This is a genomic window from Clostridioides sp. LIBA-7678 (assembly GCF_056716065.1).
Genome location: NZ_CP196987.1, coordinates 698,911 through 718,247 on the forward strand (window position 1 = coordinate 698,911; position 19,337 = coordinate 718,247).

Annotated in this window: 19 protein-coding genes; 11 read left to right on the forward strand and 8 right to left on the reverse strand. The window is 29.8% G+C overall.

The genetic code is table 11. The features are described 5' to 3' along the window. The first annotated feature begins 37 nt into the window (after window positions 1-37). The 3 genes from ACTG46_RS03580 to ACTG46_RS03590 all read left to right on the forward strand — a co-directional run bounded on the left by ACTG46_RS03580 (window position 38) and on the right by ACTG46_RS03590 (window position 5,373). Entirely contained in the window at window positions 38-2,068 is a 2,031-nt protein-coding gene (locus tag ACTG46_RS03580; RefSeq protein ID WP_479923622.1) for an alpha/beta hydrolase family protein, read from the forward strand. 146 nt (window positions 2,069-2,214) lie between these two features. After that, complete coding sequence (locus tag ACTG46_RS03585; protein ID WP_479923623.1) at window positions 2,215-4,170, forward strand: S9 family peptidase; 1,956 nt, start codon at window positions 2,215-2,217, stop codon at window positions 4,168-4,170. A gap of 12 nt (window positions 4,171-4,182) precedes the next feature. Continuing rightward, on the forward strand, window positions 4,183-5,373 hold the full coding sequence (locus ACTG46_RS03590; RefSeq protein WP_054275892.1) for a hypothetical protein: 1,191 nt from the start codon (window positions 4,183-4,185) through the stop codon (window positions 5,371-5,373). A 127-nt stretch (window positions 5,374-5,500) separates the two neighbouring features. Here the strand turns inward: ACTG46_RS03590 and ACTG46_RS03595 are convergent, their stop codons facing one another. After that, the gene (locus ACTG46_RS03595; protein ID WP_074179123.1) at window positions 5,501-6,013 is read right to left on the reverse strand and encodes an adenylate kinase family protein; all 513 of its coding nucleotides are present in this window, start codon (window positions 6,011-6,013) and stop codon (window positions 5,501-5,503) included. A 3-nt stretch (window positions 6,014-6,016) separates the two neighbouring features. Then, window positions 6,017-6,187 (reverse strand): hypothetical protein, encoded by a 171-nt coding sequence (locus ACTG46_RS03600; RefSeq protein WP_479923624.1) that lies wholly within the window; start codon window positions 6,185-6,187, stop codon window positions 6,017-6,019. Window positions 6,188-6,757: 570 nt separating this feature from the next. On the opposite strand from ACTG46_RS03600, the gene ACTG46_RS03605 reads away from it, so the two are divergent. The 6 genes from ACTG46_RS03605 (at window position 6,758) to ACTG46_RS03630 (ending at window position 11,798) form a co-directional block, all read left to right on the forward strand. Continuing rightward, window positions 6,758-7,936, forward strand: a complete 1,179-nt coding sequence (locus tag ACTG46_RS03605; protein ID WP_479923625.1) for an iron-containing alcohol dehydrogenase — start codon at window positions 6,758-6,760, stop codon at window positions 7,934-7,936. A 14-nt stretch (window positions 7,937-7,950) separates the two neighbouring features. Continuing rightward, on the forward strand, window positions 7,951-8,670 hold the full coding sequence (locus tag ACTG46_RS03610; RefSeq protein ID WP_479923626.1) for a flavodoxin: 720 nt from the start codon (window positions 7,951-7,953) through the stop codon (window positions 8,668-8,670). 35 nt (window positions 8,671-8,705) lie between these two features. Then, complete coding sequence (locus ACTG46_RS03615; RefSeq protein ID WP_243194012.1) at window positions 8,706-9,248, forward strand: flavodoxin family protein; 543 nt, start codon at window positions 8,706-8,708, stop codon at window positions 9,246-9,248. Between the two features lie 93 nt (window positions 9,249-9,341). Beyond that, the gene (locus ACTG46_RS03620; RefSeq protein ID WP_479923627.1) at window positions 9,342-9,917 is read left to right on the forward strand and encodes a cyclophilin-like fold protein; all 576 of its coding nucleotides are present in this window, start codon (window positions 9,342-9,344) and stop codon (window positions 9,915-9,917) included. 29 nt (window positions 9,918-9,946) lie between these two features. Continuing rightward, a complete protein-coding gene (locus ACTG46_RS03625; protein ID WP_479923628.1) occupies window positions 9,947-10,648 on the forward strand; it encodes a DUF4405 domain-containing protein in 702 nt (233 codons plus the stop codon). Window positions 10,649-11,063: 415 nt separating this feature from the next. Next, window positions 11,064-11,798 (forward strand): MBL fold metallo-hydrolase, encoded by a 735-nt coding sequence (locus ACTG46_RS03630; protein ID WP_243194010.1) that lies wholly within the window; start codon window positions 11,064-11,066, stop codon window positions 11,796-11,798. 256 nt (window positions 11,799-12,054) lie between these two features. On the opposite strand, the gene ACTG46_RS03635 is transcribed toward ACTG46_RS03630, so the two are convergent. The 4 genes from ACTG46_RS03635 to ACTG46_RS03650 all read right to left on the reverse strand — a co-directional run bounded on the left by ACTG46_RS03635 (window position 12,055) and on the right by ACTG46_RS03650 (window position 14,733). Beyond that, window positions 12,055-12,390: an arsenic resistance protein gene (locus ACTG46_RS03635; RefSeq protein ID WP_479923629.1), complete on the reverse strand. Its 336-nt coding sequence runs from the start codon at window positions 12,388-12,390 to the stop codon at window positions 12,055-12,057. 369 nt (window positions 12,391-12,759) lie between these two features. Beyond that, complete coding sequence (locus ACTG46_RS03640; RefSeq protein ID WP_054269183.1) at window positions 12,760-13,053, reverse strand: YciI family protein; 294 nt, start codon at window positions 13,051-13,053, stop codon at window positions 12,760-12,762. Between the two features lie 351 nt (window positions 13,054-13,404). After that, on the reverse strand, window positions 13,405-14,082 hold the full coding sequence (locus ACTG46_RS03645) for a cysteine hydrolase family protein (protein ID WP_054275901.1): 678 nt from the start codon (window positions 14,080-14,082) through the stop codon (window positions 13,405-13,407). 72 nt (window positions 14,083-14,154) lie between these two features. Beyond that, window positions 14,155-14,733 carry a hypothetical protein gene (locus tag ACTG46_RS03650; protein WP_479923630.1) on the reverse strand — a complete coding sequence of 193 codons (579 nt, stop codon included), beginning with the start codon at window positions 14,731-14,733 and terminating at the stop codon, window positions 14,155-14,157. A gap of 341 nt (window positions 14,734-15,074) precedes the next feature. Here ACTG46_RS03650 and ACTG46_RS03655 point away from each other — a divergent pair, with 341 nt between their 5' ends. Together ACTG46_RS03655 and ACTG46_RS03660 are read left to right on the forward strand one after the other, a co-directional pair. Further along, entirely contained in the window at window positions 15,075-15,455 is a 381-nt protein-coding gene (locus ACTG46_RS03655) for a BlaI/MecI/CopY family transcriptional regulator (RefSeq protein WP_479923631.1), read from the forward strand. Between the two features lie 117 nt (window positions 15,456-15,572). Next, entirely contained in the window at window positions 15,573-17,462 is a 1,890-nt protein-coding gene (locus ACTG46_RS03660) for a sigma 54-interacting transcriptional regulator (protein ID WP_479923632.1), read from the forward strand. 147 nt (window positions 17,463-17,609) lie between these two features. Here ACTG46_RS03660 and ACTG46_RS03665 read toward each other — a convergent pair whose 3' ends face one another. Together ACTG46_RS03665 and ACTG46_RS03670 are read right to left on the reverse strand one after the other, a co-directional pair. Then, on the reverse strand, window positions 17,610-18,308 hold the full coding sequence (locus ACTG46_RS03665; RefSeq protein ID WP_054269188.1) for an RraA family protein: 699 nt from the start codon (window positions 18,306-18,308) through the stop codon (window positions 17,610-17,612). 33 nt (window positions 18,309-18,341) lie between these two features. Beyond that, complete coding sequence (locus ACTG46_RS03670) at window positions 18,342-19,325, reverse strand: hydroxyacid dehydrogenase (protein ID WP_054275905.1); 984 nt, start codon at window positions 19,323-19,325, stop codon at window positions 18,342-18,344. Window positions 19,326-19,337 lie beyond the last annotated feature (12 nt).

Genomic DNA, 19,337 nt, shown 5'->3' on the forward strand with positions numbered 1-19,337 from the left:
AAATTTAAAATAAAAAATGAAAGAGGTGGTAGAGAGTTTGAATAAAATTATTACAGAAAGGATAGAAAAGACTATGAAGAAGCTATTTACAAATGAAACATTTTTGGAATATCAATTTGTGAGTGATTGCCAGTTATCGCCAGATGGAGGATATACAGCATTCGTTGTAAAAAAAGCAGATATCAAAGAGAATAATTACACAAGCCAAATCTATGTATTAGACAATAAGAGTGGTGAACTAAAACAATTAACATCTATAAACTCTGTAGGAGCATATGCTTGGGAAGATGAAAATACTATTTTATTTCCTGCTTTGAGAAATGAAAAAGTAAAAGAAGCTATCAAAAATGGTAAGCAATGTATGAGTTATTATGCTTTATCTTTACATGGTGGAGAAGCAAAGGAACTTTTTACTTTACCCATTAAAGGTGGTAAATTAAACCCTATAGGAAAAGGTTTGTACGCAGTTATTGACTCCTATGATAATGATAGACCTGTTGTAGAAGGATTGTCAGAAGAAGAGAAGCAGAAAAAAATAAATGCTTATAACAATAGACACTATGAGCACTTCAAAGAAATTCCTTATGCTGTTAATGGTGAAGGATATATTAGTAGAAAAAGAAAGCGTCTATACATATACAACAGTAACACTAAAGATTTGAAACCAATCACAGCACCTATGTTTAATGTTGTAGGTATAAAAATAAATGATGGCAAAATCTTATATGTGGGTCAAGAATTTGAAGATGTAAAAGGTTTAAAGAATGGTGTTTATGTATTTGATACAAATACTGATGAGAATGTTTGTATCTTAGAAAAAGATAAGTATATTGTAAAAGGTTTTGAATTATACAAAAATCAAGCAGTACTAAATTTGACTGATGCTTTATCTTATGGAAATGGAGAAAATGGAGATTTTTATACAGTAAATATTGATACAAAAGAAATGAAGTTACTTTCAAAACATCAGCATCATTGTATTGGAAACACAGTAACATCTGATGTTAAAATGGGTGCTGGTCAGACAAGCAAGGTAGATGGTGAATATATTTATTATACTTCTACAGTAAATATGGATTGCATTATTGAAAGAATACATATTCCAACAGGAAAACAGGAAAGAGTTACACAAACAGGTTCAGTTGAATTTATAGACGTAAAAGATGGAAACATTGTATGTATAGGTTGTTCAGAAAACAGTTTACCTGAAGTTTATACAGTAGAAAATGGAGCATTGTGTAAGAAAACACATTTAAATGACCATATTTTAGAGGAATATAAAATTTCTGTACCAGAATATATCGAATCAAAAGGAAGTTCTAACTGGGCAATACAAGGATATGTATATAAACCAGTAGATTATGAAGTAGGGAAAAAATATCCAGCTATATTGGCGATTCATGGTGGGCCAAGATTAACATATGGACCATATTTTATGCATGAGATGCAAGTATTTGCAAGTCAAGGTTACTTTGTTTTCTTCTGTAACCCAAGGGGGTCTGAAGGTAGAGGCAATGATTTTGCAGATATTAGAAAACAATTTGGGGATATTGATTATATAGATTTTATGGAATTTACAGATACAGTGCTTGAAAAATACACAGATATTGATGAAACAAAATTAGCTGTGGAAGGTGGAAGCTATGGTGGATTTATGACAAATTGGATAATTGGTCATACAAACCGCTTTGCTGCTGCTTGTGCTCAGCGTTCTATTGCAAACTGGAGTGGTATGGAAGGTACAACAGACATTGGTTACTATTTCTGCAAAGGACAAACAGGTGCTTCTCATATGGAAGACCACGAATTGCAATGGAAACAATCTCCTCTCGCTTATGCTGATAAGTGTGTTACACCAACTTTATTTTTACATGGTGAAAAAGATTATAGATGTTATATGCAAGAAGCATTCCAAATGTTTTCTGCACTAAAAATTCATGGATGTCCTACAAAACTTTGTCTCTTTGAAGGAGAAAATCACGAGTTATCTCGTTCAGGTAGACCAAAACAAAAGCTACAAAGACTAGTTGAAATGATGGATTGGTTTTCAATGTACATAAAAGAATAGAAGTAATATGCATTAATGAAAGACAAAAATGAGTATTAAGGAAAAACAATAATATAAATTAAAAAGTACTTCTAGATAAAGAGAATAGCAAAGAAAAAAAGAAAATGATACAGAAAGAAAGACAATAAAGAAAGGAGAATAGAAAAATGGAAAAACTAAAGATTGAAAGTTCAGATATTTTTGAATATATATTCCCACATGATATTTCTTGTTCACCTGATGGAAGTCATATTGCTTATATTATATCAAATATCAATGAGGAAAAAGATTGCTATGAACATGACCTATATGCTATGGATGTCAAAACAGAAAAACAAATACATATGACACAAACAAAAGATGTAACATCATTTAGCTGGATTTCTGATACAGAGCTTCTTTTTACATCTAAAAGAGATAAACCAAAAGCAGGTACAACAGATTTTTATACTATTTCTATAAAAGGAGGAGAAGCAAAGAAAGCATTTTCTATTCCAAAAACTTGTAGCATACCCATATCACTTGGAAATAAATTATGGTTATTTACAACAAAAAATCCAACAGATATAAAAAAAGCAGAACTAGACAGAGCAGTAGAAGGAGTAGATTACTGGACATTTACAGATAAACCTTTTATAAGAGATGGGGAAAACTTCTCTCAAAGAAGACGTGTAACATTAGAATTGTATCAAGAAGGAAAAAAAGAAACAAAAGCTATTACACCAAAGTATTGTGAGGTAGCAGGTGTAGATGTTTCTCCTGATAAAAAAAGAATTTTATATTCAGGTCAGATTTATGAAGATTGTGCAACACCTTTCTCTGGTCTTTGGGAGTACCATGTAGATAGTGGTGAAACAAGAGAACTCATACCACAAGGAAAATATCAAATCAGCTTAGTTAAATATATTGGTGAAGATAGAGTAATGTTACAAGCGTCTATATTAGACCGTTCTATTACACAAAATCATGATATTTTCATGCTTGACTTGAATACTGGCGAAATAAATATGATTGCCAGCCCAGATGGGATGTATGCTACATTACTGGATGTAGATGCAGTATATGGTGGTGGACGTAGTAATAAAGTCGTAGGAGATAAGTTTATTGGAGCAAGAATTTGCAGAACTATGACAGAGTTTGATGAGTTTGATACAAAAACAGGTAATATACGTATCATCACAAAAGTGGATGCTTTTACATCTTTTGATATTTATGACAACACTATGTACACAATCATGCTGAAAGATTATGAGTTGGCAGAAATATATAGCATTGATATGGCTACTGGTGCAATGAAAAAAATGACTTCTTTTTCTAAGCTATATTTGGATAGTCATAAGGTTTCACTACCTGAGAAATTAACATTTGTAGCAAAAAATAAAGAAGAAGTTGATGGTTTTGTTATACCACCAATAGATGCAAAAGAAGGTGAAAAATATCCTGCTGTATTGTTCATTCATGGTGGACCTAAGTGGGCATATGGTTACATGTTTACACACTTAAAGCAGTGTGTAGCTGCAAAAGGAATGTATGTTATTTATTGTAATCCTCATGGTGGTGACGGTTATGGTGAAGAGTTTTTGGAAATGGTAGAAAGATGGGGATATGTTGATTATGACCATCTTATGGAATTTGTAGATACTTGTATTGAGAGATACCCTGGGATTGATGCAGACCGTTTAGGTGTTGCAGGTGGAAGTTATGGTGGTTATATGACAAACTGGATAATTGGTCATACAGACCGTTTCAAGGCAGTTGCTTCTCAAAGAGGTATTAGTAACTTGATTACAGCTTCCCTAATTATCGACTTTGGGGATAGAATTATGAAGCAAACTTGTGGAGATAAGACACCTTGGAATCATGAAGAAGTTCTTTGGAACCATTCACCTATTAAGTATGTAAAAAATGTAAAGACACCAACTTTATTCTTACATAGTGATAGGGATTATAGATGTTTTATGGGAGATACCTTCCAGATGTTTACAGCATTAAAACAGATTGGTGTAGATACGGAAATGTATTTATTCCACGGGGATACACATGGATTGTCTAGAAACGGAAGACCATCTAATAGAGTTGTACGTGCCAATGCCATTGTAGATTGGTTTGAAAGATATTTATAAGGGGGTTATTCTATGAGTGATATGTTATTATGGTTTAGTGTTGTATTAATCTTATTTGCTATTGGGGATTTGATTGCAAGTAAAACAAAAGCAAAAGTTTCAGCTGTATTTGTGACATTACTTTTATTTTTGATTCTGTTTGTTACAAAGGTAATACCAGGGGATATTATTGAAAGAGCAGGTATGACAGCAGCTGCAAGTTGGAGTGTTCCAATGATTATGTTTAGTATGGGAACAATGTTGAATGTTAGACAGTTTATAGATGAATGGAGAACTGTGTTGACAGCATGGCTTGGGATTGTTGCAGTTATAGTTTGTGTTTCACTTTGTATTCCTTTGTTTGGAAAAGCAACAGTGTTGACAAGTATACCAGTTATAAATGGGGCATTACCTGCCACTACTATCATGACACAAGCAGCATTAGAAAAAGGATTGACACTTGCAGCAGCTACAGCAACAGTTGTATTTGCAATCCAGAAGTTTGTTGGGACACCAATTGCCTCTAGAGCTGCACTACAAGAAGCAAATCGTCTTTTGGTAGAGTATCATGAAGCAAAGGCAAAGGGGATTGATTTAGCCAATGTCGATAATGATAAGAAAGAAGCAGAAAGTACAGGGGAAAAAGTAAAGCAAGTATTCTGTGAGAAGTATGATAAATATTATTCTACAAATGTTTGTATATTTTTCATAGCTATATTTTCTTATTTGGGATATGAGCTTTCAGAGCTTATCCATGTGAATTATTCTATTGTATGTCTTATAGTTGGTGTTCTTGTAACTCGTATTGGTATTGTACCAAAAGATATTTTAGAAAAAGGGAAAATTAAAGGTTTTATAAACATGGTTGTATTTGCAGCTGTTATTCCTTCTTTAGCAAAAGTTTCTTTGGGAGATTTAATTAGTCTGTTTGTACCAATTGTAGGTATGTTCGCAGTTTCTATTATCGGTATATTCCTTGTGATGAAGGTACTTCCAGGTTGGAAAATTATTGGTTCTAAGCCTCTTGCTTTTGGAGTAGGGTTCTGTCAAATGTTGGGATTTCCGACTACATATTTGATTTCAAATGAAGTGTGTAATGCTATTGGAGAAACGGAAGAAGAAAAAGCATATTTGATGTCTAAAATAATGCCTAAATTAGTAGTTGGTGGTATGGCTTGTATGATTTCGATTGTAGTAGCTGGTATTATGGTACCTATGTTGTAGAGGGGTTTGTAATAATGTAATAATAAGAATATCTCTTTTTAAGGTTTTGTGGTATAACATCTACTTTATGTTATACCGCTTTTCCTTTTTCATCTCGTTATATTTTAAAATTAACAAAAATATAATCTTAAAAACTAATATCTACAGTATATTCATCTTCTATTAAGATATAATTACAGTCATACTTTTTACACATTTGTAGATTTTTAGTATTTTCTTCAATAGTGGATTCCATTGTGCAGAATGAATCATCCAATCGACTTTCAATAGCATTTGCATATTTTTTAATATCTGAAAAATACCTTTCTATATAATCTTTAGTCATAACAAGGCAATAATACTGAATTTCTTTTATATATTTACTATCAAAATCTTTTTGCCAATCAAATGGAATATAGCATCCCTCAACTACAAGGTTCTGATTATTTTCAATAGCTGTTTTTATAATTTCTTTAACGATAGACCATAGATAGGGTACAAGTTCTTCATCATCTTCTGGTGTTAACTTAGTGTTTCCACTTCGTATAAGTCCCATTTTTAACAGGTCAATAGATAAATATGTATATTTGTATTTTTCTAATATTTTCTGTGCAAATAAAGTTTTTCCAGTATGAGAAGCACCTGCAATTAAAATAATCATAATTTAAACACCTCTTTCAATAAAGTGAACTGCTGAATTATCCCAGTATTTTTTATATACTCTATCATTCCTACCATCAAGATTTAGTTGATACATTCTAAATGTAACTAATATATCTTTTGGTTGCCATTGTTCTTCATAAGAATATTGATAACTCATACCTAATTGTTTCATTACATATCTTTATCACTGTAAATTGTGAACAAAGCTCCTATGTCATTCTCAGTAAACCTTCTTAATATGAGTCTTTCTGTTTTTAGTTCAGGAGTATTTTTGAATATCATATTCCTTATTCTCCTTTCAAAGTCAAAATTTATCAGCTAACTTCTTGTAATAGATTATACTATGGTTTCATATTCTAGTCATTTTTTCTACTTTGATTAGGTTACTTTTATGACATGATTCATCAAAAGTGAAAGGGTTGTAAAGTGAGTGATAATTAAATAGAAATAAAAACTATGCTTATAAAGCATAACAACAGATTTAATATAGGTATTTGATATTTAAATAGTCAGATTCTATAATGTAGTTTAAAGGGATGATACTATAATTGATAAACAAAATCAATATAGTTTTATTATCTAAAATTTAAAGTGAGTACATCATATTATCAAATTATGGGTAGATGCTCCTTAAATTATAGGTATGTGTTTCTTAGTAAAATTAATAAAAATCAAAAACTTTGTTACTTGATTTTTAACACCGAAAATAAAAATTAAAATACAAAAAGGAAAGGTGAATAAAATGAATACTAACTTTAATTTTTTTATACCAACACGTGTAAAGTTTGGATGTGGGCAACTAAATAAACTCCATAGTGAGGGGTTACCAGGGAAAAAAGCATTGCTTGTCATATCAAATGGGAAATCTACACATACTAGTGGAGCTCTTAATCGAACACAAGAACAGCTTAAAATTGCTGGAGTAGAATTTGTACTGTTTGACAAAGTACAGGCAAATCCCATTAAATCTACTATCATGGAGGGGGCTAAAGTAGCACGTGACAATAAATGTGATTTTATAGTTGCTCTAGGTGGTGGTAGTGTAATGGATGCCTCAAAAGCAATGGCTGCAATGGCCACAAATGATGGAGATATATGGGATTATATGTTTGGTGGCACAGGTGGAGAAAAAATGATTGCAAAAAATCCTCTTCCAATTGTATGTATTACTACTACTGCTGGAACTGGTTCAGAAGTTGACCAATGGGGCGTTATTACCAATGATAAAACAAATGAGAAGATGGGATTTGGTGGAGATGATAGACTTTTTCCTGTATTAGCGATTGTAGACCCTGAGCTTATGGTAACTGTGCCTTCAGAGTACACTGCATACCAAGGTTTTGATGCTCTCTTTCATTCAACAGAAGTATATATTAGTAAATTTGCAAATCCTATGAGTGATATGATTGCTTTAACTGCTATCGAAAATATTGCAAATTATCTTGCTCGTGCAGTGAAAAATGGAAAAGATATGAAAGCAAGAGAACATGTTGCTTTTGCTAATACATTATCTGGTCAAGCAATGGTAATCACTAGCACTACAGCCAAACATTCAATGGAACATGCTATGAGTGCATATCATCAGAATCTTCCTCATGGAGCAGGTCTAATTATGATATCAAAAGCATTTTATGAATTTTTTATTGACAAACATGCTTGTGATGAAAGGTTTATACGAATGGCACAGGCTATGGGTATGGAGAATGCTTCAAAGCCAGAAGATTTCATCACAGCACTAGTAAACTTACAAAAAGCATGTGGCGTTGATAACCTGAAGATGAGTGACTATGGGATTGTTTATGAAGAACTTGATGTCTTAGCAAAAAATGCTCGTGATACCATGGGTGGTCTATTCCTTGCAAACCCTTGTGAAATGAGTCATGAAGAATGTGTTGCAGTTTTTGAAAAAGCATACCATTAAGGAGTGATATACAAATGATAAATTATTACAAAAAGCTAATAGGTGTGGTTCTTTGTTCTACATTGATATTTTTTCTTGTTGCATGTGAAAAACAACAAGAATCAGAATCTACTCAAAGTAAAACACCTGAAACGAGTGAATCGTTAAAATCTGATAATGAAAAAATTAAAATAGAAGATTCACGTATCTTAATTGCTTATTTTTCTCGTATTGGTAATTCAGATACTCCAAATGAAACAGAAGCTGTATCCTCTGCAAGTGTAAATATTAGAAACAATGTAATTGAAGGAAATACTGAAATTGTTGCAAAGATGATTCAAAGTAAAACTGGTGGTGATATATCTCTTATAGAAATGGAAAATAAATATCCATCTGATTATAGTGTTATTGAAAATCAAGGTCGTGATGAACGAAATGATAACATTCGTCCAGTACTTTTAAATAATAGAAGTGATATAGACTCTTATGACATAATTTTCCTTGGATATCCTAATTGGTGGGGTGACATGCCAATGGCAGTGTACAGTTTTTTAGAAGAATATGATTTCTCAAATAAAATTATCATACCATTTTGTACTAGTGGTGGTAGTGGATTTTCAAACAGTATTGAGAATATCAGAAAAGAACAGCCTCAAGCGACAATTAAAGATGGTCTAGCTATTAGTCAAACACTTCCAGATGGTACAGAAGATGAGATAAACACATGGTTGTCTAATCTTGGATTAACAAAATAAATATATAATAATTAATCGAAAAGGGGAATAAAAGTATGGGAAAAAATGTTTGTATAATATCTACTAGTCCACGAAAAAATGGAAATTCTGAAGAACTAGCAGATGAATTTGCAAGAGGGGTAAGAGAGCAAGGTAATGAAGTGGAAAAGATTACTCTGTATGATAAAAATATTAATTTTTGTATTGGCTGTCTTGCTTGCCAAACAACGTGTCAATGTGTACTAAAAGATGATGCAAATGACATCATTAAAAAAATGTGTAATTCTGATGTACTTGTATTTGCTAGTCCAATATATTTTTATGAAATGACTGGACAAATGAAAACACTTTTGGATAGAACGAATCCAATTTTTCCAGCTGAGTATACTTTTAGTGATATTTATTTACTTGCAACAGCAGCAGATGTTAATGAAAGTGCCATGGATGGTGCACTTAAAGGGTTGCAGGGATGGATTGACTGTTTTGAAAAAGCAAGATTGGCTGGTGTAGTAAGAGGAACTGGGTTAGACCAAATTGGTGCAATTAAAAATGATACAGATATACTGAAACAAGCTTACGAAATGGGAAAATCTATTTAAGAAAACTAACATATAAGAAAATAAATTGTTGAAAAACGTGAAACTCATTGATTAGCAAATAAGATTTACTTATCGATAAAAGGAGAATTTTGTATGCGTAAAATAAGAAAATGGATTATATTTTTGGCTATATTAACTAGTAGCTTTGTTTTATCAGCATGTAACAATACATCATCAGCGAAGACAAAGGCGAATGATTTAAATGTATCTCAAGTCCCAAATAATCAAAGTACAAATGCAACTGATAAAATAAATACTACTAATAAAATAAATGCTACTAATAAAGTAAATTCTAATGACAAAGTAAATGAACATGAAATCCGTATTAAGTTAACATTTGATGATAAAGAAGCAATTGCTGTGCTTGAAAATAATCCAACCACGCAAAGTTTGATTGTTCAGCTTCCAATAACAGTTTCCTTTGACGACTTTGCAGGTGCAGAAAAAATTGCCTATACTCCAACAGAACTTTCTCAAAAAGAAGCACCTAGTGGCTATAACCCAGATATTGGAGATATTACATGTTATGGTCCTTGGGGCAATCTAGCAATATATTACAAAGACCAACCTTATGCCAATGGATTGATTCCTATGGGGTATTTTGAATCTGGTTTAGAAGAGTTGAGTAATATGGAGAAGGGAGTTAGAGTTACTATAGAAAAAATGTAAAGTTATATACTTTAAAGGAGTGCTTAAATATGTCCCCAAAAAGAACCTTACAAATCCTTCTTGATGCTGGAATGATTGGAATGTTACCAATTATAATGGCATATGAACTGGTTGGCGAATCTACACACGAATGGCTAGGATTAACGATATTTATTATATTCATTCTACATAATATTTTAAATTATAGGTGGTATAAAAATATACTAAAAGGTCGGTATTCATGTACTAGAATTATCCTACTCATAGTAAATATTCTATTACTTGTTTGTATGGTATGTTTAATGCTCAGTGGAATAATTCTCTCAAATCATGTTTTTGTTTTTCTGCCAATACATAATGGTATATCATTAGCCAGAATAGTACATTTACTTGCTTCTTATTGGGGGTTTGTGCTGATGTCAATACATCTCGGTCTTCACTGGAGAATCATGATAAATACTGTAAATAGTATGTTTTATATTAAAAATTCAAAAATTAGAGTTTGTATTTTAAGAAGCATTTCTACTGTGGTAGTTGTTTATGGTATTTATGCATTTGTACAGCAAAACATTATAGATTATATGTTTCTTGTTAATCAATTTGTATTCTTTGATAAAGAACGCTCAATAATTTTGTTTTTTATTGATTATTTGTCAATTATGGGGATGATTGTGTGTATTGTGAGCTGTATTTCAAATTATTTTCAAAAAATTGCCTTATTAAAACAGAAATCTAAAGCATTAAATAATTGAATCAATATGCATATAAATTAAAAAAACATTAGTCATATGGCTAATGTTTTTTATTAATTAAATTTTATTAATTAAATAATATTCTGTTCTTTATAAATAATCATCTATAATGTAGTGTAATCTTTTTTCATATTATTTTAATGTACTTTTAGTTTTAATAATATCAATACTAGAGTAAATCAAAGGATAATAAGAAAAAATAAAAGTAGTTGAAAAGCTTGTAATCACTTGCTTCTATACTAATTACTATACCACAAAATAACAAAAAAATCAAGTCGAGTAATCCCTCAACTTAAGTGATATACTAGGTATTAACAATTTTTTATTAATAAAATATAACTAGAGGCTAATCTATGTTTTTTCAATTTCTTTAATTAAATTAACCTCTAATTAAGTAATTATAAGGAGAAATATTATGAACTTAACAAAAGGATTAGATGTTTTAAAAGTTTCATCACATGTATTGGGAGAAAATAAAGTTATGTATATTCCTGTAATCTATACAGAAGATGAGGCAACTCTTGTTGATACTGGTCTTCCAGGTCAAGGAGAGTTGATAATTGAGGCTCTTAACAAAAGTAATACAAGCTTCGATAAATTAAAAAATATAATAATCACTCATCATGATATAGACCATATAGGAAACATAAATTACTTAAGAGAAAAGTCTGAAAATAATATCAAAGTATACGCATACAAAAGTGAAATTAGCTATATAACAGGGGAAGAGACTCCTTATAAACTTTATATGCTAGAACAAATGGTGAATAATATTGATGATAAGATGCTTAGTATGTTAAATGTTATGGGACTTGGGTTTAAGTCATCATATACTAAAGTAGATGTATCTTTGGATGACCATGAAGTTTTAAATTTAGGCGAGGAAGTAGAAGTCATACATACAGGTGGTCACACTAGAGGTCATATATGCCTTTATTTAAAGAAATCTAAAGTACTTATTGCTGGTGATTTGTTACAGATAAAGGATGGGGAACTCGAGCCAGTTGATGTGATGCATAGCAACAAACAAGAGTTGGAAGATGCTATCAAAAACATAAGTAATTATGATATAGAGGAAGTAGTTTTTAGTCATGGCGGATTGTTTCAAAACAATATAACTGAGGCATTAAAAAATATAGTTATTGAATAGTATTATTATCAAATAGTATTATGTGATTTAAAATAATCTACAATAATTTCTTAAATTACTTAAAATAATGTCTGAATAGGAAGCAGGAAAATTAAAGATAAGTAATAAAAAAATCCTTAGAATCTATTTATTTAAATTCTAAGGATTTTTTTAAGTTCTAAAGATGTTATTAAGTTGTAAGGATATTAATTTTGATATTAAATCTTTAAGTTCTAAGGATATTAAATTTATTACAAACATATCTCTAAAGTCGAAGTTAGTTGCTAATCACATTGTTCATACCTTTTATTTTTAATAAAATTCTAGTAACTAAAAATAATATAGGTAACTCTATCAAAGGACCGATTATAAGTGCTAATGATATTAAAGGTTTATCTGGAAAAGTAGCTACTGCAATAGCTAATGCTATTGGAGAGTTTCTAGCAAGTGTAGTTAAATTTAGGGATACACTATCCTCATAACTTAGATTAATTGCTTTACTTATAACTCTAACAAAAATAAAGTTTATAATAAAAAATATTAATATTGGTACTAGTAAAATAAATAAGATTTGATAATTTTCTAGTAGTATTTTTCCTTGAGATGTGAACATTGCAACTATAGCTATGTTTAAAAAATATCCTTGGAAATCACATGCCTTTGAAGTTATTCTGAATATATTTGTATGAATTCTATTTGACCCATTAAGATACCTAGAAGTACCATTCCTAAAATAATAAAACTCTGAAACTTATTTACTTCTTCCATGTAGACTTCCTTTATTCGAAAATTAATTTTAATTGAAAACTCATATCAATTATTGAATTATAACACGATAATTGATTTTTAAAAACTCATTTAAAAAATAATTACGTATTGTGGATTTTGCACAAAATAAATGCCCATATAATCATTCATTAGAATTATAAGGGCATTTTAGTAGTTAATTTTAATATTAAATTAATGTACTCATTTATGTAATCTATAAATCTTTTAACTTTTCAACTATTAATTTATTATTAATCTTTGATGGTTCAAACTCAATAATCTCGTAATCACCAAGTTTGTTAATATAAAAAGGGTCTTCTTGGATAATTTTATTAACTTCTTCTTTATCAGCATTGCATAAAATTATTCCACCTATTCTAGGATTTTTTCTTCCAGAGCATATGAATTTATTATTTGCATAATATTTATTTAAAAATTCTATATGTGCATCTAGTTTTTCTTCAATTTTATTTAGTTCAACTGTATATGTTATATTTACTATTACCATATGTACATCTCCTTAGATAAAGTATATTTAATACATTTAAACTATCACTTCTAAGTTACAAAGTCAAATATAAAGCTAATGTAATACGATTGTATGATGTTAAATTTTATTAAAAAATAAAACAAAGTATAATGTGATAAAAAAGGTAATCATTCAAGAAGTATTGGTCAAAGTCATTGGATGTTTAGGTGTAACACATTTTGCAACTAAGGTAGGTAAGCTTTGGGAAATGTGGTATAATACTATATTAGTATTTTGAGTTAACAAATTAGTCTAATTATGATTTTATAGAATTAATGACAATTAGTTTAGTTCACTAATTGCCATTAATTAAAACTTACTATTTCTGGGCTAATAAATTGAAACACCCTTTGTTGATAATTTTTTTAAAGCCTTTTCTGTAGAATTTACACTTTTACCAAGAACACCATTCTTTATGATATTAACATGGTACCCTCTGTTTATTGCTCCTAATGCTGTCTTATAAACACAAGCTGAAGAGTCTAATCCAACAATTGAGATTGTATCAACTTTATTTTCTTTTAGAGATTCACTAAAACTTTTGGATGTAAAGGAATCTTGCTGATGTTTAACAAACACTTCATTATTTTCGACCTTTAAATCACTACAAATGGAAGCTCCCTTTGACCCTTGAAAAAGGCAACCACCCATTGAAATAAGGCAAAATAGAAAATCAAAGTGATGAAATTCTTGACAGATATATACTATTTTTTGTCCTTGTTCTTTAGCTTCAATGATAATTCTATTTACACTACTTACAAATTCCTCTTTTTGAGGATAAATTCCATCTTTTCCACACATAGCTTCTTGCATATCAATAACCAACAAAATCTTTTGAGGTTCTTGAAAATCTTGTATTTTTTCTCCTTTTGTAGGGCGTATAAATACAATCATTCTAATAATCAAAATTATAAGAAGAAAGTATGATATGGCAGTGGGCGTAAAAGAACACAATGCAGCAAATATGATAATACTACATAGTTGTACAAAAGTATAGAAACCTTTCATAAATAAGTCTCCTTTTAGTTTATATTTTTAATATTTGGATAATATTACTTTTATTTTTAATGATATGTGCTCTTACTTTTGGTACTTTGTAATAAAAGCATTGAAAGCAGTAATAAGTAGTTGTTTTTCTTCTTCAACTGTAAGAATTAGACTTCCTTTGTAGACTAAACAAGCAATACCATGAGTATAAATCCATATATTATAAAATAATTCTTTTGCCTGTTCAAAACTAAGCGAACCTTCACTAGCAGCACTATTCACCACAAAATCAAGTTGTTTAGATTCTTGTTCATTTAAATTATAATTTATAGTACTATGTTGCATAATAGCTTCAAACAAATTTGGGTATTCTTTGGCAAAGTTAATATATCCAAGTCCATAAGTTAAAAAAGCAGAATCATCTAAAGAGTAATCACCGATATATTGAGAAGGATAATCACTGATATATTGAGTATGAAATGTATGGATTTTTTCCTCTACAGAAACACGCAAATCTTCAACTGTCTGGAATTCTCGAAAAATTGGGGCAACTGATGTACCTAGTACTAGTGCAACTTTCTGAGCAGTGATGACAGTAACACCTTCATTTCTGGCTACTTCAAATCCTGCATTTATGATTGCATCTCTATCTGTTTTTATTTTAGGTGGCATAAGCTCAACTCCTTAAAATAGTAATTGTTATCTAACAAGTACTATTTTATACTCTAAAAAAAACACTGTCAAGTAAACATAGTAAAAGATATAATTTATTCTAAATTGTATCTTTGATTTAGATATTAAATATAGCATTACAAGTATTTTAGATAATAGTTTATATACTACAATTTGAAAGTTTTATAATACTTAAGTTGAAAAATATAATAATTGTGAACTTTGTTACCTTATAAATATTTTTTTATTATTTTTACGATATATAATAATTATTGTAATTGATTTTGTGAAATTATTACTGTAATATCTAATTATATAGATAAGGAAGTGGAGTGATAACTATGTGTTTAAAAAAATTATCAAAATTAGAGTTAGTTATTATGAAATTTATTTGGAATTTAGATATAAAAACAAATTCATATGAGGTTATTGATTATATGCAAGAAGAGCATAATTTACTAGAGAAAGTAGCTTTAAAAACTCTATCAAAATTATCAAAGAAAAAATTCTTATACGTACAAGAAACGAGTAAATGTACATACTATACCGTTGCAATCAAAGAAAATTCGTACTTTGAATTTATATCAAGAAATGTACAAAGCCTTTTGAAGAATATTTTTATAAAGAATTTATTAGTGTCATTTCATGAAGAGGAGTTAACAGCAGAGAAGATAGACTCATTGGAAAATTGGGTGATAAACTGGGAAGAAGTTTGTATATAATCTAAAAAGAGTTTTATAATGGTTTATTTACAGTTATAAAGCTCTTTTTAACTGTGTAAATTTAATATAAAATAAGAAACCAGTTATATAGGAATCAATAAAAGGAGGTTTTGTAATATGAAAAATGAGATAGTAGTTATTGCTCCTTCTAAGCTATTTTCAGATACTGTATATGAAGTGCTTGAAGAATTACACATAAAAATTCCATCATATATTGCTACAGGTAAAGAAACCATAGAACTAGCAGACAATCTAATTAACTTAGGTACTAAAGTAATAATTACTCGTGGTCAAAATGTTGATTTATTGCGTAAACATGTTTCAATACCAATAGTAGATATTGGATACAAATACGAAGATATATTTTATTCATATAAAAAAGCACTTAAGTATTCCTCAAAAATAGGATTTATAGGTCTAGAATCATCATATAAGACAGCTAAACGATTCAAAGAAATCTCAAATTTTGATTTAGAAATACCTAAGTTAAATTCTCTTTATGAGTTTGAGCATACAATAAAAGAATTAATTGATGATGGTATTGAAATTTTCATAGGTGGTAAAACAACAAAAGAAATCACTTCTAAATATAATAAACCTTGTATAGAAACTGAAGTAGAAAAGTCTTCTATTCATGCATCTATCAATGAAGCAATTCATCTATATAACATAGGAATTGAAAAGAGAATAAATAACTCTATTACAGAGGAAATTTTAGAATGTACTCATAGTGGGATAATCGCCATTGATAAAAATCACTCACAACTTTTTATAAATAATCAAGCAAAAAGATTACTATTTAACCAAGTTGATAAATTTATAAAAGATTATTTAACCTCTAGTGATATTTTAGATTCACTTAAAAATGGACACTCTCTATGCAACAACATAATTAATTTTAAAGGTTCTTCTCTTACATTTGACTGTTTTCCGATTATAATTGATAATTTACATTTTGGATGTGTTGCAATTATACAAGACATAGAAAATATTCAATCTACAGAAAAAGAAATAAGAGAAAGTCTGATTTCAAAATCTCATTGTGCAAAGAGTTCTTTTAATGATATATTAGGTTCGAGTGATGCATTAATGCACTCAGTAAACATGGCAAAGAAATTTGCTAAATCTGATTCCACAATTATAATTACTGGAGAATCTGGTACTGGTAAAGAAATATTTGCTCAAAGTATCCATAATTACAGTAATAGATTTGATGGACCTTTTGTGGCTATAAACTGTGCAGCGATACCTGAGAACATACTTGAAAGTGAACTGTTTGGGTATGTAAAAGGTGCTTTTACAGGTGCAAGAAACGAAGGCAAAGCAGGTGTATTTGAATTAGCACATAATGGAACTATATTTTTAGATGAAATAGGAGAGATTTCTAAAGATGTACAAGTCAAACTGCTTAGAGTATTGCAGGAGAGAGAAGTTACTAGAATAGGTGATACTAAAGTTGTACCTATTAATGTAAGGGTTATAACAGCTACTAATAAAAATTTAGTAGAGCAGATTGACAATAATAACTTTAGAGAAGATTTATTTTACAGGCTTTGTGTGTTGAAATTGGATTTGCCTCCTCTTAGAGAGAGAAAAGAAGATATAGAGCAACTGGCATATGCTATTATATCTCAATATAATAAACCAGTTTCAATATCTGATTCTGCACTTAAACTATTAAGTAGATATGATTTTCCTGGTAATATAAGACAGTTAAAAAATATAGTGGAGAGATTGGTCGTTATGTGTGATGATAATTTTATAGATGAATACTTGGTTTCTGACATATTAATTTCTGAACCACATTTTAGAAAGGATACAAATTCAGCACCAACAACCGATTATTCTCATACTTTGGTGGATAATAAGATTGTAAATTATGAAAAAAAATTAATTCTTGAAACACTGGAGAAAAATAATGGAGTAAAATCTGCCACTGCAAGTCAACTAGGGATTAGTACTACTACTCTTTGGCGTAAACTTAAAAAATATGAGCTCTCTAATTAAATAAAATAATAATTAAGTACTAGTATTTTATAAGTAAAATAATAATTAAATAAAATAAAAATACGATTAACTAAATTGATAGTTAATCGTATTTTGAAATTTATATGTATAAATATTTTATAGATATAGAGTAGAGGTCATTTATTATTATGCTCTGTAAACATCATCTATAATTTCTACACCTTTTTTTTCTAACGTTTCTTTTACCCAATCTCTATTTGCAGTTCCTTCAGAAGCCTTTACCACTTTAGCATGGTCTTGCTGAGCATTTGCTTCTGCTTTCTCAATAAGGTCTACTGCATCATTTTTAGGAATTACGATTACACCATCTTGGTCTCCCAGTATTATATCACCTGGATTAACAGCAATCCCACCTATAGATATAGGAACATTTACTTCACCAGGACCTTCTTTATATGGACCACCTGGAGTAGTTCCTGTAGCATATATTGGACAATTAGACTTTGATATAACATCAATATCTCTTATTGGACCATCTATTACTATTCCAGCTACTTTTTTGAAATCTGCAAGATATTTGTACATTATTTCTCCCATAATAGCTTGTGTTCTATCTCCATTATTAGATAGTATTATTATATCTCCCTCTTGAGCTATATTAAGAGCTTGATGAAGCATTAAATTATCTCCTGGTCTTGATTTTACTGTTAATGCAACTCCACACATTTTGTTTTGTGGTGAAGACATTAACTTTATTTCTGAACTTAATGCACTTGACCTATACATGCAATCTCCCACATTTGCTGCTGGTAATACACTGAATCTTTTTACAAGTTCTTTATCTGGTAAGTCTCTTTTTAAATATACTCTATTTCCTATTGTCATTTTAAATTCCTCCTAATAAGTGTTTATTGTTTACTAATCATTGTATATAGTTGCATTATCCCAATCTATTGATTTTACTGGCCATGTAGGATTTTTACCTTCAAATACTTCATTAACTCCAATTGCAGAGTGTAAAGAGGCTCTATTAGTAGCTTCTTTAGTTGCTGCTCCTATATGAGGAGATACCACAACATTATCTAAATACAATATAGGATTTTTTGAATCAACTGGTTCTTGTTGTAATACATCTAAACCAGCGCCTGCTATAATATTATCTCTACATGCTTCATATAAGGCTTGTTCATCTACAACACTTCCTCTTGCTGAATTTATAAAAAACGCTGTTTCTTTCATCATATTAAACTGTTCTTTTCCTATAAAGTTTTTAGTAATAGAAGTTGTTGGACAGTGAACAGAAACAAAATCACTTTCTTTATATATCTTGTCTATATCCCTAGTTACTTCTATGCCTTTTGGGAAATCTTTAGATGATTTATATGGGTCATATGCAACCACTTTCATATTAAATCCATCCATACACATCTTAGCAACTCTTGAACCTATGTTTCCACATCCAATAATTCCTACAGTTTTTCCATCAAGCTCACATTTAGGAGTTCTTAATTTAGCTTTATAATAGTCCTCTATAAAGCTTTTTCTTACTTTTGTATAATTTCTAGAGCAATATAACATATACATTAGTGTTACTTCTGCAACAGAAGTACTATTTGCTACTGGACAATACAATACTTGAACACCAAATTCTTTTGCAGCTTCCAAGTCTACAGTATCAAATCCTGCACCATGACGTACTATTACTTTTAAGTTATCAGCAGCTTCAAATACCTCTCTTGTTATTTTAGATAACCTAACTATAATTGCATCAATACCTTTTATATCATTTATTATATCTTTAGTATCCATACCTGAACCAGTTATTAGTTCATGTCCTCTACTTTCTAAGTAATCTCTTCCTTCTTGCATTATTTCTTGTGGTAATAATATTTTCCAACCCATTTTCTTCCTCCT